This window comes from Moraxella pluranimalium (assembly GCF_002014825.1).
Classification (GTDB): Bacteria; Pseudomonadota; Gammaproteobacteria; order Pseudomonadales; family Moraxellaceae; genus Moraxella; species Moraxella pluranimalium.
This window is the reverse complement of sequence record NZ_MUYU01000031.1, coordinates 16,752-28,605: the sequence shown is the minus strand read 5'-3', so window position 1 is coordinate 28,605 and position 11,854 is coordinate 16,752. Positions and strand designations below refer to the sequence as shown.

The following is an 11,854-nucleotide window of genomic DNA, read 5'->3' as shown; positions in this document are numbered from 1 at the left end:
AATTGGGGGTCGGTTCAAATCACAGCTGATTTTGGGATTTTTAATTAACCAACTGACTTATTCATGCACTTTGGTTGCACGCTGTAGTACAGCTTCAGGTAGCTCAAGCCCTTGTTCGGCGGCGTGTTTTTTGCTCACGACCAAATCAAGCTTTTGCGGGATAAACACAGGAATATCCGCAGGTTTTTCGCCCTTAAAGATACGGGCGATGATTTTGCCTGATTCTTTGCCAAGGTCGGTATAATTGACGCCAAGCGCCGCCACCGCACCACGCTCGACCGCTTCGGTATTTGATGCAATCAGTGGGATTTTAGCATCTTTGGCGACTTGATAAATCGCTTCATAAGCATTGACCACCATATTATCGGTCGAAGTGTAGAAGACATCGACTTTACCCACTAGGCTCTTGGCGGCTTGGGTGATGTCGGTTGATTTGGATGCTGGCGCTTCGACGACATTAATGCCAAGTGGTGCTAATTTTTCTTTTAATGATTTTAGCACGACGGTTGAATTGACTTCACCCGGATTATAAACAAAGCCGACATTTTTGACATTAGGGACTAGCTCACGAATTAGCTCAATCTGTGGCTCATATGGTAGTACATCTGATGCGCCTGTGATGTTGTTGTCTGATTTTTCAAGGCTAGCCACAAGCTTGGCCTCAACTGGGTCAGTCACCGCCGAAAAGACAATCGGCAAATCCGAAGTCGCTGCCGCCAATGCCTGCGCTGATGGCGTGGCGATGGCATAAATCACATCAGGATTGTCAGAGACAAACTGCTTGGCAATCTGACCTGCCGTTGCCATATTGCCTTGAGCCGATTGGAAAGTGACAGTTAGGTTCTCACCTTCTTTATAACCTTCGGCAGCCAGCTGTTCAATCGCACCGGTGCGAGCTGCATCAAGTGCAGGATGCTCGACGATGGCAGTGATGGCAAGGGTTTTGGCTTCTTTGGCATCAGCAGGGGCAGCAGCTTGCTCAGGGGCTTTGTCGCCACCACACGCACTCAAGGCAATGGCTGTGATGCTTGCCCATAGGGTCTTTTTAAAAAAATTCGTGTTCATAAACATACTCACCATAAAAACACACAAATAACTCAATTCACTTGGCAGATTTTTGGCAAAGCTTAGGCAAAGCTTAGGCAAAGTTTAAGTCATTCGCCAAGTTGTCATTTTATAAAAGTATAGACATTTTAATTTTAACAAAAAAATTCATCAGTAAGATGGGCGATATCGACGATACACCCATCATAGGCTGATGTTAAATCAATTATTTTTGTTGGCGTGGCGCTGTGGTATCGACATTGATACTCTCACCCAGCGTGGTCAAATCCACCGTCACGCCCTGCTCGGCGGCGTGTTTTGGGCTGATAAATAGCGTCAAGGTATTCATTACCTGCGGGGTGATTTCGCTTGGCTTTTTGCCATCTAGCACATCTGCGACCATCTTGGCAGTGGTCAAACCAAAGTCATAATCATTCACGCCAAGTGCAGCTGTCGCACCACGACGCACCGAAAATTCATCAGAAGTAATCACAGGGACTTTGAGTTCATTGGCGACTTGTACCATCGCTTCCATCGCAGATGCGACGCCATTATCCAGCGATGTGTAGAACAAATCCACCTTGCCTGCTAGCGAACGGGTCGCATCCGCCACATCGCTTGAGCGGTTGGCAGGGACTTCAACCAAAGTCATGCCGTATTTTGGTAGTAGCTTGGCAAGTTCTTCTTTGACTGCCACAGAGTTGGCTTCACCTGGGCTATACACAAAGCCGATACGCTTGGCATCAGGTTTGATTTTGGTGAATAGTTCGACTTGTGGCTCAAGTGGTAACTGGCTTGATAGACCGGTGATATTCTCTTGTAAGCCTTTGTTATTGCTATCAATCAGCTTGGCGGCGACAGGGTCAGAGACAGCGGTATAAATCAGTGGAATGGTGGTGGTCGCTGCTGCTAGGCTTTGGGCGGTCGGGGTGGTGATGGCAACGATGGCATCAGGATTATCAGCCACGAACTGCTTGGCAATCTGTCCTGCGGTCGCCATTGAGCCTTGTGCTGATTGGAAATTCACGGTCAAATTTTGACCATCTTTGTAGCCCAAACTTGCCAATCCATCAATCACGCCTAAGCGGATGTCATCAAGTGATGGGTGCTCAACAATCGCTGTAATCGCTACCGTCTTGGCGGCTTTTTCGGCGACCTTGTCAGCTGATTCGGTGCTTGGCGCAGGCTGTTCGGCTGCTGGCTTATCTTGGGCTGATTGATTACAACCGACCATCGTCGCTACACCAAGCAGCATCGCTGGCATTACTAGGGCAAATTTATTGCGTGCTAAAGTCATACAATTCTCCAAATTCAAAATAAATAAAACGCCAACATTGGCTAAAAAAACTATCGGCAAAAAAGCTGATTAGCCAGTAGATTTTAACACAAGTTTAACAAGATGGATATGCTTTTGAAACATGGTTTGGTATATTCAAAAAAAATCACGCCATCATACAAAATGGTGGCGTGATTTTGACAAGCTTAAAAGCGATTGTTCAGACTGCTTGGTAAATCTAAGTAAGCAGTCTTAGGCAGTCTTAGTAAGTGTCATTACCTTCGACAATCACAATCTCACCCACAGGCACGGCAGGTTTTTGCTCTTGCTTGGCTTGTGGTTTGGCTTGTTGCTTGCTTTCTTGTTTTGGTTCTGCCTTTTTCTCGGTATTGGTCACTGTACGAGTGATGGTTTGGCGAGTTTCACCGTCTTGTTTTGATGGGGTGATGGTACGAGTAACGCCGTCATTATCCGATGATTTGGCAGTTTCAGCTTTTGCCACAGGCTTGGCAGTGGCTTTTTGTGGTTCAGCCTTTGGCTTGGCTTGGGCTTTTTGTTCGGCTCGTGGCTTAGACTGCGTTTGGGCTTTTTGTTCAGTCTTTGGTTTTGGCTTTGACTGGGTTTGGGCTTTTGGCTGTGTTGTGGTCGTAGGACGGCTAACCGGCGTGGTATCTGCAGTCGCATCTGATGCCACCACTTCGCTTGTGCTACGATCAATCACCTGCGGACGCATTGCTACCACAGGTGCTGCAACCGCTGCAGCGACGGCAGCGGCATCCATCGCACCTGTATCAGTCGCAGCTGCCGCATCCATCTGACTGGCAGCCATCACCAGTGCATCCGCCGCCGCACCAAAAATCGGATGCTGTGGATTGTCCAGTACCGCCTTATTATCCACAATCTTATAAGTCATGCCTTGTGCCACGATACGCCCTGCGATCAGCTCACCACCTGCAGCTTTGATGTGATCAGCAAGGTTGATGTTGCGCTGTGCTAATAGATTCTCAGCTGCCATCATATCTTGTGCTGATGGTGTGATATAGACATCTGCACTACAGCCTGTATCGGTGTTGCTGACATTTTGTAAATCAAAACTCACCGTGCCAAGCTGACTACGCACCTTAGTTTCCATATCTTGCATCTGTAGCTCTGACATACCTGTCAAGCGAGACAATGATGCATCGAGCAGTGCTGATTGTAGCGCATCATTTAGGCGATTTTTTAGGCTATGATCATCACACACGGCAGTGATTTGGGTGACCACAGGCTCAGCCACAGGCAGATTCTCAGCCGATTCGTCAGATTTGCTACAACCTGCCAATGCCAACAATGCTACAGTACTCGCACTGATAAATTTGATGGTGGAATTTTTCATAACCTTGCTCTTTGTGATGATCAATCAATAAAAGCCACTTGCCTGTGTTATAATAATGACAAGTTGGCAAAATCACTGCATTATAGCAATAGTTGGATAAAATCGCACCCCTTTGCCAAGTTTTGATACACTTATCCGTTTAATTTTTACAAAACATTAACATGACGACATCTGCCACTGACCGAAATTTTGACCCCATTGCTGACCACTTCGCCAAAAAAGTCTATGGCGGACTCAAAGGTCGTATCCGCTTGGCGGTACTCACGCAGGATATCACAGATGCCATCGGTGAGCTTAGCCAAACGCTTGGCAGGCCACTGCGGGTGCTGGATGTCGGTGCAGGACTTGCGCAGATTAGCCTTGAGCTTGCCAAAAATCATCATGTCACCATCAATGACATCTCGGTCAATATGCTTGATAAAGCCAAAGACAGTGCGATGCAGATGGCTATCAACCCTGATCATCTGCGTTTTATTGCTTGTCCTTATCAAGAGCTGCCCGAGCATCTTGGCGATGAAAAATTTGATGTGATTTTATGCCATGCGGTGCTTGAGTGGCTGGGCGAGCCTGAAGCGATTATGGCGTTTTTTGATCGGTATTTGGTGGATCATGGCGTGCTGTCATTGTGCTTTTATAATCCAGCTAGCCTGATTTATCGCAATCTTGTGATGGGGAATTTTTATCAGCTGGGCACGCCCCGCCCTGCCGATGATAAGAGTCTGACGCCCAATCACCCTGTTGCCCCCGAAGTGGTCGAATCTTGGCTGACACATCATGGCTATACCATCACCATCCGTTCTGGGATTCGGGTGTTTTCAGATTATGCACCGCTAAAGCGTGGCGGGCTAAACAACCCCGATGACATCGTCGCAATGGAGCTACGCTACGCAAGGCAGATGCCGTTTCGTCTGATGGGTCGCTATTTGCATATCATTAGCCAAAAACAAACTCAACAGTAGCCAAAAAAATCACCCATTCTTTGCCCATCCATCGCCCAATCAGCATCCATGATTGGGTGATTTTTTATACAAAAAAACAAATGTATAAGACATTTTTAAATATTAAATATTAACAAAAATATAACCTTATGATACAATTTAGGTATTTAAGTGTTTAAATTAGTCATTCATCGAGCATCTGCGTATGTTTTCTTTTTTATCCATTGAATTTGCCTTATTATTCATCGCATTTTTGGCGGTGTATTGGGCGTTTCGCCAAAAACCACACTGGCAAAACATCCTACTGATTATCATCAGCTATTTGGTGATTTATTTGATGGCGGGCATTGTCGCCATCAGCGTGCTGTTTGGTTATACCGTGTTGGTGTATTTTATCAGTCAAGCCATCACACGCAGTACGGATAAAAAGAAAACTTGGCTCATCACAGGCATTGTCATCACGCTACTTCAGCTTAGCCTATTTAAGTACTATGATTTTTTCCGTGAGTCGGTCAAATTTGCCATGCAAGCGATGCAACTGGACACTTCAGGTCTGATGGCGAATGTGATTTTTCCACTGGGTATCTCGTATTACTCGTTTCAGGCAATCAGCTACATGGTCAGCCGATATTATGACGAAGATGCCGTGCCCGAATTTAGCTTTGCACAGCTTGTGGCGCATTTTTCATTCTTTGCGACCATCAGCGCAGGCCCGATTACCCGTGCCAAAAGCGCATCAGGTCTGACCGACATCGAAGGCAAACCATGCGGTATGAGCGCCCAAATCCGCACGCAGTCGCCACGACGCATCCTATTTCCCACCATCGCTTTGTGCTTGATTTTATTGGCATTAATCAAAAAATGGTGGCTGGCAGGTTGGCTTGCGGATAATTGGGTGAATCCAATTTTTACCAATCCGATGCAGTACCACAGCCTAGAAGTACTGGTGGCGATTTATGCTTATACCTTACAGCTGTTTTTAGATTTCTCGGGCTATAGTGAGATGATGGTGGCGTTTGGTCTGCTACTTGGTTTTCGCCTGCCGGTGAACTTCAAAGCACCGCTGATTGCTCATAATATCCGTGCCTTTTGGGACAGATGGCATATTAGCTTATCGACTTGGATTCGTGATTATATCTACATTCCACTAGGCGGTAGTCGCAATGGCTTTGCCAAAACACAGCTGAACTTACTCATTGCGATGGGTTTATCAGGCATTTGGCATGGCTCAAGCTTGAACTTTTTGCTTTGGGGGATTTTGCACGGACTTGCCATTATTTGGCTTAACTGCACCGATAAGCTGTGCCAAAATTATCTCGGCATGGATGCCAAATCATCTCGCAATGCCCTGTATAATCACAGCTGGCTTGGCAAAGTGATTGGTATTTTTGTGACTGTCACCTTTGTTAGCCTTTGCTTTGTCTTTTTTCGGGCGACCACTTGGGCAGAAGCGATGGGGATTTTTAGTGCATTAGCGCACAATCACACCAATGTCGGCTGGAATGACAATCCGATTTATATGCTATCTATCTTTTTGGTGGCGTGGCTACTGTACCCGCTTTATACCAAAGCCACACCAAGCATCGTCAAGATTGGCGCTCGTATCCCAAAAATCGTGCTCATTCCTGTGATTTTTGTGCTACTTATGACCGTGATTATTTTTGCACCATCAGGCATTCCAGGATTTATTTATGCAAACTTCTAAGCCATCTACCCAAAAACCCGTGAGCGACCGCCAATATCCTGAGCCAAAACACATCAAGCTTGGCGAGATTGAACCGCCTTATGACCATAGCTCAACCATCAGTTATTTGCTGTTTGTGCTGTGCTTATTTGCCGTGCTGAGCATTTGGATTATGCAAAATTCGGTGAATGCGTATTTTTTGCAAACTTATCACCGCGAAAGCCCAATTGCACCCCTAAGCCAATATAGCCTATGGGCAAAAGGTGGCGATATTGGCAATGCGTTGTACGCGGCACACGGACAATTTACCGACCAAATCGTCGCCTATAATCAGCAAATTGCCACCAATTTTAATGAGCAACATGCCTACACGCCTGAATACAAGGTGCAAATGGCAATCAAAGCTGAACTAGAAGCTGCCAAACAAGCACAGCTTGCCGAAGAAAATCGCCAAAAAGAGCTAGCGAACCAATACGTACTTCGAGCTGGCGATGAGATTTTCTTTGCTGGCGACTCAATGATGCAAGGGGTTGCGCCACACGTTCAGCAATATCTACAAAAAAATTACAATATCAAATCAGTAAACCTAAGCAAACAAAGCACGGGGCTGGCTTATCCAAGTTTCTTTGACTGGCCAAAAACCATCGAAGAGACGCTAGTAAGCAATGCCAATATCAAAATCTTGGCGGTATTTTTGGGCCCAAATGACCCGTGGGATATGCCTGATTTACAAACCAAAGCCCGACTCAAATTCCAGACACCTGAGTGGGAAGCGTCGTATCGTGCTCGCATGGCAAGTATCATCCAAAGTGCACACAGTCGTGGCGTCAAAGTGATTTGGATTACACCGCCAAACATGAAAAAACAACAGCTCAATGAGCAGATGATTTATCTAAATAAAGTCATGCAAGAAGAGCTCAAACAACACAATGTACTCGTCATGGATTCTAGGGAATTATTTGGCACTAGTGATAACGTATATAATGACTATCTTGTCAAAGATGGCGAAACCATTAAAATGCGTAGCTCCGATGGCATTCATTTTAGCGTCAAAGGACAAAAATTGATTGCCGAAGCCCTTCAACAACAACTCACCATCTCGCCATAAGAGCTCATGTTAATGGTAACTGTCATGAAAAAACAACTTGCCTTATCCACGCTCGTGTCCGCTCTATGCCTTGACGCTCAAGCGACTTATCTGACCAATTATGGCGAGCCAAATACAGACAAATTGGTACAAGCACTGAACAATCAACAGGTGCATATCGTACAGCTTGGCGATTCGCACACCGCTGGCGACAGCATGACCGACGCCCTACGCTCAAGCCTACAATCGCACTATGGCAACGGCGGTATGGGCTGGGCGATGCCAATGTATTTTAGCGGTCAACGCATGGCACGATTTGGCTATGACAATTATCAATGGACGCCTGTGTCTAGCCGTCGCACCACGAGCGAAGATTATACACTAGGCGGTCTGATTGCCAAGCCAAATGGCGCAGGTAGCACACTCACCATCAAATCCAAACGCAATGAACCTACCCAAAACATCATCGTCAGCATCAAACAAGGTGCGTATGATGGTGCGCTTAGCGGCGTTGATGCCGATGGCAATCGCTTCACACTCGAAGCACCCATCAAAAACGGCACTTGGCAAACTGCCAAAATCCATGCCAAGCTACCATTCACCATCACCGCCAATGGCACTATGAATGATACAGCCATCGGTGGCTGGTGGGCGTTTAATGCTAATGGCACAGGTGTAACCGTATCATCGCTCGGGATTAATGGTGCTGAGCTATCACACTGGAGTCGCTGGAATACAGCAGCATGGCAAAATGAGCTCGCCACCGTCGCACCCAATCTCATCATCCTAGCCTACGGCACGAACGAAGCCTACAACAGCGTCGAGCCTGAGCGTGTACGCCAAGTACTGACAGAACGTATCGCCCAAATTCGCAAAGCATCGCCAAGTAGCGCCATCATGATTGTCTCATCCCCTGAAGCGCTCAAAAACACAGCTGGCTCATGTGGCACACGCCCAAGTAAGCTCAGTGACATCCAAGAAGTACAACGCCAAACCGCCCAAAGCCTACAAACCCTGTTTTGGGATTGGCAAGGCGCAATGGGTGGTAGCTGCTCGATGAAAGGCTGGATTAATAGTGGTAAAGCATCAAAAGACGGTGTACATTTCACCCATTCAGGCTATACACAGCTGGGCAATCTGATGGCAGATGATATCATCTCACTATCGTCAGGCGCAGGCTATCAGCCAAGTAGTTTTTATCAGCCAAGCAGTCATTACCCAACTGTCAATGGCACGCTTAACGACCAGTCAAGCATTCGTATTATCCGCTGATGCGTGATTGATAAAGACTTGGTAATATCGGGAAGTTATGCTATGCTAACTTCCCTTTTTTGATGAATAATTAACCAAGTCATGCATACAACCACCACCCCAAACCGCACGCTACTCATCGGCTCGCTACAAGTCATCATGGCAGGGATTTGTTGGGGAACTTTGGGGATTTTTTCGACACAGCTTGGCAGGCTTGGGCTGGACAGCTTTGCCATCACCACCTTGCGTATCGTCACCGCTGGTATGATGGTACTTGTGCTATTGCCAAGCTTGTATCGCACTTTTTTGACCATGCGTGCCAAAGAATGGCTAAGCCTAATCGTGCAGTCGCTCATCGGTGTGCTTGGTATGACTTTGTGTTATTTTTACGCGGTCAGTCAGGTAGGTGTCAGCATGGCAGTGGCGCTACTTTATACTGCGCCTGTGTTCAGCCTTGTGCTTGCCAAGCTTATCCTAGGCGAGCAAATCTCACTCAAATCCGCCTTACTTGCCATCGTTGCCGTCATCGGTGTGGCGTGCTTGATGGCAGGTGATACATTTAGCCTAAATATGGGCGTGGCGGTCGGTCTGTTATCAGGGCTATGCTATTCGCTGTACGGCATTTTGGGCAAAAAAGCGATGTCGTTTAATCACTCGACACAGATGGTGTTTTTTAGCTCGGTGGCATTTAGTGCGATTGCCCTGCTATTTTTACCCCAGACCTTTGCCACTTATCAGACGGTATCTACTCTGCCGATGCAGGCATGGGCTTATGTAATTGGGCTTAGTCTGGTTGGTACGATTGCGCCGTTTTTTCTGTATATGACTGCGCTAAACAAACTGCCTGCCACGACCGCATCGGTCTTTACCATCATTGAGCCATTGACGGCGATTATCTTGGCGATTGCGCTACTTGGTCAGCCACTACTACCCTTACAGATGATTGGTGTGGCACTAATTATTGGGGCGACTTTGGCAAATGCCCTGATTCGCCGCTGATGAAGTGATACCCCAAGATTAATACGCCGTTGATAGCTTTACAGCTTTCTCAAGCTGACAATTTGCCATCTTATCAGCCAAATCAATTTAGCCATCGACCCAGTAGCGCATTGACCGCTGATTCAGTGCGTAAAATGCGACTGCCCAAACTCACCGCCTGCACCCCGACACTGCCCAATAGCTCAATCTCATAAGGGATAAACCCCCCTTCAGCACCGACGATAAGCACGCTTGGCAAGCCATCTTGCACCGCCCTGCCAAAGCTGATATCCGCATACGGATGCGCCACGAGTGCCTTACCATCGCCGATGATGGCAGGTAGCTCATCTTGGACAAAGGGCTTGAACCGCTTTGCCATCACAATCTGCGGTGGCACGGTATCAATACCCTGCTGTAGCCCTTCGGTGATGTATTCATCGATTTTATTTAATAATGGCGAGCCCCAATAAGATTTGTCCGTGCGATAGCTGTTGATAAGTACAATGCGATTTACCCCCATTGCTGTCATATCCATCACAAGGCGGCGTAGCACCTTTGGACGGGGCAGTGCCAATATGACAGTGAGATTCAGCTTCGGCGGTGGTGATTTATCAAGGCTAAGCATACCTAGACGAATACCATCATCACCCATCTGCGTGATGATAGCTGTACCGATAAGCCCATGACGACAGCCGACCTTTAGGGTATCGCCCACACCTGCACCGAGCACTGTGCGGATATGCGTGATGGTCGCCTTGTCATCGATGCGTGCCGTCTCTCCTGTGATGTCGCTTGGGTTTAATAAGATAATATTCATAATCCATGCCCATCCTCTGTATGATGTAGCACACTCATAATCTCATCAAACTGATGCGTCAGTGCTGATTGCTTGGCTTTGACAAGTCGTTCGCCCTGCTCACCACTCCAGTGATAGACATAGGTCTGCACCAACGCTTCGATAAGCTTATCTGCTACTTGTGCATCTGTGGCGTCCAATTGCGCCAGCGCACCCGCTTTGCGCAGCTCTTTGGTCAATAGATGACAATTATCATCATAGCTACCCATGATAATCGGCTTGCCAAGACTTGCCGGCTCAATCGGATTATGCCCACCTACAGGCACAAATGAGCCGCCCACCACCGCCACATCACACAGCTGATACCATGCCATCAGCTCGCCCATCGTGTCCGCCAGATACACCTGCGTCTCGGCTGTAATAACATCATTTGCCGAGCGTCTAGCAGTCACAAGCCCCATTTCACAGCACAGCTGATACACCGCATCAAAGCGTTCGGGATGGCGTGGCACTAGGATTAATAACGGGTTAGCCTGTTGATTGGACAGGCTTTGTAGTTTATCAATCAGCTGACGATGTGCACTGAGTGCCAGCAACTCTTCGCCATCGTGGGTGCTTGCCATCGTCCACACCGCTCGCCTGCCCGCAGTATGAATCACATCCGCCATTGTCTTGGCAAGCTGTTGATTGGCAGGGGTTAGACCGCTTTGGCTGACCCATTTGAGCGAATCAACCACCACAACCTGCGCATTATTCGCCCCAAGTGCCAAAAACCGCTTGGCAGAGTCGCTATCTTGGGCAATGATTTTATCCAAATTTGCCATCATACTACGGCTGACCTTAGTGATTTTGGCATAGCCTTGATAAGATTTGTCCGTTAGTCGAGCATTGACCATCAGTGCAGGGATGTGTTGTTTTTTTAGTTCATATAAAGTATTCGCCCACAGTTCGGTCTCGATAAACAGCGTCATCACAGGCTGTACATGAGCCAAGAATCGCTGTATCGCCACAGGGCTATCCACAGGTACAAAGCTATGCGACACCCGTGATTGCTCAATCTCATCAACGAATAATCGACTCGCTCGCTCAAAGCCCGTCTGCGTGGTACTGCTAATCCATAAGCCAAAACCAGCATCGAGCAGTTTTTTTAATAATGGATAAGCGGTATTTAGCTCACCTAATGAAACAGCATGACACCAAATCACCCCCTTATCCGCCTTTGGTGCAGGCAGATACTGCTCACCAAACCGCTCACCCAGCTCACGAGTCAAGGTCGGTCTGTGGCGGGATTTTTTCTTGACCATCATTCGATAGATGGGCGCAAGTAAGCTGATGGCGACTTTATAATACAATGGCGGGGCAACAGGCATCATAATTTAAAAATACTAGCAAATAATTAGTGTAAATAATTGGCGTATTGTAGCA

10 protein-coding genes are annotated in these 11,854 nt (G+C 47.3%); 5 read left to right on the top strand and 5 right to left on the bottom strand.

From position 1 onward, the window contains the following. Positions 1 to 57: 57 nt before the first annotated feature. The 3 genes from B0680_RS10005 to B0680_RS09995 all read right to left on the bottom strand — a co-directional run bounded on the left by B0680_RS10005 (position 58) and on the right by B0680_RS09995 (position 3,695). Positions 58 to 1,071: an ABC transporter substrate-binding protein gene (locus B0680_RS10005; RefSeq protein ID WP_407662018.1), complete on the bottom strand. Its 1,014-nt coding sequence runs from the start codon at positions 1,069 to 1,071 to the stop codon at positions 58 to 60. Positions 1,072 to 1,270: 199 nt separating this feature from the next. Beyond that, positions 1,271 to 2,341 (bottom strand): ABC transporter substrate-binding protein, encoded by a 1,071-nt coding sequence (locus B0680_RS10000; RefSeq protein ID WP_078254950.1) that lies wholly within the window; start codon positions 2,339 to 2,341, stop codon positions 1,271 to 1,273. A gap of 241 nt (positions 2,342 to 2,582) precedes the next feature. Then, complete coding sequence (locus B0680_RS09995) at positions 2,583 to 3,695, bottom strand: hypothetical protein (RefSeq protein WP_078254949.1); 1,113 nt, start codon at positions 3,693 to 3,695, stop codon at positions 2,583 to 2,585. Positions 3,696 to 3,856: 161 nt separating this feature from the next. Here B0680_RS09995 and B0680_RS09990 point away from each other — a divergent pair, with 161 nt between their 5' ends. The 5 genes from B0680_RS09990 to B0680_RS09970 all read left to right on the top strand — a co-directional run bounded on the left by B0680_RS09990 (position 3,857) and on the right by B0680_RS09970 (position 9,654). Continuing rightward, positions 3,857 to 4,654 carry a methyltransferase domain-containing protein gene (locus B0680_RS09990; RefSeq protein WP_078254948.1) on the top strand — a complete coding sequence of 266 codons (798 nt, stop codon included), beginning with the start codon at positions 3,857 to 3,859 and terminating at the stop codon, positions 4,652 to 4,654. 184 nt (positions 4,655 to 4,838) lie between these two features. After that, positions 4,839 to 6,338, top strand: a complete 1,500-nt coding sequence (locus B0680_RS09985; RefSeq protein ID WP_078254947.1) for an MBOAT family O-acyltransferase — start codon at positions 4,839 to 4,841, stop codon at positions 6,336 to 6,338. Next, a complete protein-coding gene (locus B0680_RS09980; RefSeq protein ID WP_078254946.1) occupies positions 6,325 to 7,425 on the top strand; it encodes an SGNH/GDSL hydrolase family protein in 1,101 nt (366 codons plus the stop codon). Before B0680_RS09985 ends, B0680_RS09980 begins: the two co-directional genes overlap by 14 nt. A gap of 24 nt (positions 7,426 to 7,449) precedes the next feature. Continuing rightward, a complete protein-coding gene (locus tag B0680_RS09975; RefSeq protein ID WP_078254945.1) occupies positions 7,450 to 8,676 on the top strand; it encodes a GDSL-type esterase/lipase family protein in 1,227 nt (408 codons plus the stop codon). 81 nt (positions 8,677 to 8,757) lie between these two features. Continuing rightward, positions 8,758 to 9,654, top strand: a complete 897-nt coding sequence (locus tag B0680_RS09970; RefSeq protein WP_078254944.1) for a DMT family transporter — start codon at positions 8,758 to 8,760, stop codon at positions 9,652 to 9,654. Between the two features lie 82 nt (positions 9,655 to 9,736). On the opposite strand, the gene B0680_RS09965 is transcribed toward B0680_RS09970, so the two are convergent. Together B0680_RS09965 and B0680_RS09960 are read right to left on the bottom strand one after the other, a co-directional pair. Further along, positions 9,737 to 10,450: a 16S rRNA (uracil(1498)-N(3))-methyltransferase gene (locus tag B0680_RS09965; RefSeq protein ID WP_078254943.1), complete on the bottom strand. Its 714-nt coding sequence runs from the start codon at positions 10,448 to 10,450 to the stop codon at positions 9,737 to 9,739. Further along, positions 10,447 to 11,802: a 3-deoxy-D-manno-octulosonic acid transferase gene (locus B0680_RS09960; protein WP_078254942.1), complete on the bottom strand. Its 1,356-nt coding sequence runs from the start codon at positions 11,800 to 11,802 to the stop codon at positions 10,447 to 10,449. The genes B0680_RS09965 and B0680_RS09960 overlap by 4 nt, the downstream gene beginning before the upstream one ends. Positions 11,803 to 11,854 lie beyond the last annotated feature (52 nt).

Coding starts and splice junctions, on each gene's coding strand:
- B0680_RS09970 (WP_078254944.1), top strand. CDS start 8,758: ATGCATACAACCACCACCCCAAACCGCACGCTACTCATCGGCTCGCTA.
- B0680_RS09985 (WP_078254947.1), top strand. CDS start 4,839: ATGTTTTCTTTTTTATCCATTGAATTTGCCTTATTATTCATCGCATTT.
- B0680_RS09990 (WP_078254948.1), top strand. CDS start 3,857: ATGACGACATCTGCCACTGACCGAAATTTTGACCCCATTGCTGACCAC.
- B0680_RS09975 (WP_078254945.1), top strand. CDS start 7,450: ATGAAAAAACAACTTGCCTTATCCACGCTCGTGTCCGCTCTATGCCTT.
- B0680_RS10005 (WP_407662018.1), bottom strand. CDS start 1,071: ATGTTTATGAACACGAATTTTTTTAAAAAGACCCTATGGGCAAGCATC.
- B0680_RS10000 (WP_078254950.1), bottom strand. CDS start 2,341: ATGACTTTAGCACGCAATAAATTTGCCCTAGTAATGCCAGCGATGCTG.
- B0680_RS09995 (WP_078254949.1), bottom strand. CDS start 3,695: ATGAAAAATTCCACCATCAAATTTATCAGTGCGAGTACTGTAGCATTG.
- B0680_RS09980 (WP_078254946.1), top strand. CDS start 6,325: ATGCAAACTTCTAAGCCATCTACCCAAAAACCCGTGAGCGACCGCCAA.
- B0680_RS09960 (WP_078254942.1), bottom strand. CDS start 11,802: ATGATGCCTGTTGCCCCGCCATTGTATTATAAAGTCGCCATCAGCTTA.
- B0680_RS09965 (WP_078254943.1), bottom strand. CDS start 10,450: ATGAATATTATCTTATTAAACCCAAGCGACATCACAGGAGAGACGGCA.